The sequence below is a fragment of the Neisseria sp. P0021.S007 genome, from assembly GCF_051956855.1.
In genome coordinates this window covers 1-768 of the sequence record NZ_JBQCXA010000388.1, presented here as the reverse complement: position 1 = coordinate 768, position 768 = coordinate 1, and the positions used below count along the sequence as shown (strand labels likewise).

Annotated in this window: 1 protein-coding gene and 1 pseudogene; both read right to left on the bottom strand. The window is 49.2% G+C overall.

Annotated elements, in window-relative coordinates; translation table 11 throughout:
* Window positions 1-221: pseudogene (locus ACTHUR_RS13545) on the bottom strand (hypothetical protein); the annotation flags it as partial.
* A 53-nt stretch (window positions 222-274) separates the two neighbouring features.
* Window positions 275-768, bottom strand: a 494-nt coding sequence (locus ACTHUR_RS13540) for a UbiX family flavin prenyltransferase (protein ID WP_440399047.1), incomplete at its 5' end; no start/stop codon positions are given.

Sequence of the window (768 nt, the reverse complement as noted above, 5' to 3'; positions counted from 1 at the left end):
CTGTCAGGTTGTCCGGCAATGGTACCGGCTACTTTGGCAGAACGACTCATCATTCCGCCATGCTTCGTTTTCAAAGATGTCAGCACAATCAATCGGGCATTCACCTCATCAAACACATAAAAACAGCAAGCTGCCCAAACTTCGCCCTCTTCCGCAGCAGCAATACTGACGACATGATGATTGCTCAAAAACTTCACTATATTGACAGGAATCGTTTGCATGGTTTTTATCTTCCTTCGCAGTAGACGAAATTATGCTCAGGCCGTCTGAAACATCAGCCCTGCCAGCGCGGCACATCGTTTTGAATGATGCCGAACAAGTCCAAAGCATGAGAGACGCTGTGTGTAATCATATCTTCGATGGATTCAGGCTTCTGATATAAAGCCGGAACGGGAGGAAACACGATACCGCCCATCTCTGTCACGCGGCGCATATTTTCAATGTGCGCCAAGTTTAACGGCGCTTCACGCACCATCAACACCAGCCTGCGCCGCTCTTTCAACGTTACATCCGCCGCACGGCTGAGCAAATTATCGGCAAACCCGTGAGCAACCGAAGCCAAAGTTTTCATTGAACACGGCGCAATCAACATTCCGTCCGTCAAAAACGAACCGCTGGCAATGCTTGCCCCGACATTACGGATGGAATGCACGACATCTGCCAAAGCATAAACGTCTTCTTTGGTGTAATCCGTTTCCAAAGTACGGGTCATTTCCGCCCCTTGTGAAACCACCAAATGCGTTTCTACCTGATGCGCACGCAAAAGCT